Consider the following 1,159-nt stretch of genomic DNA (forward strand, 5'->3'; position numbering starts at 1 on the left):
ACCGCTGTTGGCGTCTTGTGCCGCTTTGACCCAAACGGTCTGCCCGTTCACAAAGCGCGGCTCCATACTGTCACCGGCGATGCGGACACCGAACTCCGCCTTGGCGGGTACGGATTCGTCCACTTCGGTCATTTCTTGGGCGTCATCGTCCAGCCACTGACCGGTACCGGCAGAGGCGGGCTGTAAATAAACCGGCAGCAAACGCAGTGTCGGCTCCGGTTTTTCGGTAAGGCTCACATGTAGCATTCGACTCCGAATATCAGCCGGCACACATATGAGGACGGAAAATGTAGCAGCTTTTGAAAAAATTGCTTTTTTCTGCTCAAAGTGCTATTATCGGAATATACCGAATACAAAGGGAGGAAAGCTCCCATGCCAAGACCGCCACGGTGCCGTCGAATTTGTGGCGTACCACAGGTCGATACATTCTGTCCCAACGGGTGCGAGAATACCGAGCCGATCCTGCTGACGCTGGACGAATACGAGGTCATTCGGCTGGTTGACTTGGAGCAGCAAACCCACGAGCAGTGTGCCACTCAAATGGACATTTCCCGCTCTACCGTGCAGGAGATTTACGAAAGCGCACGGAGCAAGATCGCAGCGTGTCTTGCCCACGGGAAACCTCTGCACATCACCGGGGGAAACTACCGCATCTGCGGAGGACAGGAGGCAGCTCACTGCGGCCGTTGCTGCCGGATGCAGAGAGCCAACATGGAAAAATCAGGCAAAACTTGCAAAGGAGATTCCATTATGAAAATTGCAGTTACCTATGAAAACGGTCAAATCTTTCAGCATTTCGGTCACACCGAGCAGTTCAAGCTTTATGAAGTTACGGACGGCAAAATCGTCCATTCGGAAATTGTTGACACCAACGGCAGCGGTCACGGCGCACTGGCAGGTTTCCTAATGCAGCACGGTGTGGACACTTTGGTTTGCGGAGGCATCGGCGGCGGTGCGCAGGCAGCACTCGCCGAAGTGGGCATCAAGCTCTACGGCGGTGTCAGCGGGGACGCTGACGCGGCGGTGAGCGCATTGCTCAACGGAAGTTTGGGCTACGATCCCAATGTTCACTGTGACCACCATGACCATGAGCACGGCGAGGCTGGTCACTCCTGCGGTGACCACGGCTGCGGCAAGCACAGCTGCCATTGATATGGAA

Annotated in this window: 2 protein-coding genes; one reads left to right on the forward strand and one right to left on the reverse strand. The window is 55.4% G+C overall.

What is annotated here, in order from left to right:
- Positions 1 to 237 (reverse strand): S24 family peptidase (locus GPK89_RS14185; RefSeq protein WP_215694126.1); only part of this gene is annotated, 237 nt, incomplete at its 3' end.
- A gap of 135 nt (positions 238 to 372) precedes the next feature.
- Here GPK89_RS14185 and GPK89_RS14190 point away from each other — a divergent pair.
- Positions 373 to 1,152 (forward strand): DUF134 domain-containing protein, encoded by a 780-nt coding sequence (locus GPK89_RS14190; RefSeq protein ID WP_215694128.1) that lies wholly within the window; start codon positions 373 to 375, stop codon positions 1,150 to 1,152.
- Positions 1,153 to 1,159 lie beyond the last annotated feature (7 nt).

The sequence above is a fragment of the Gemmiger formicilis genome (assembly GCF_018784445.1).
GTDB lineage: Bacteria > Bacillota > Clostridia > Oscillospirales > Ruminococcaceae > Gemmiger.

Bases quoted from the DNA above. Each gene is read 5' to 3' on its own strand.
- GPK89_RS14190 (WP_215694128.1), top strand. From the start codon at position 373: ATGCCAAGACCGCCACGGTGCCGTCGAATTTGTGGCGTACCACAGGTC.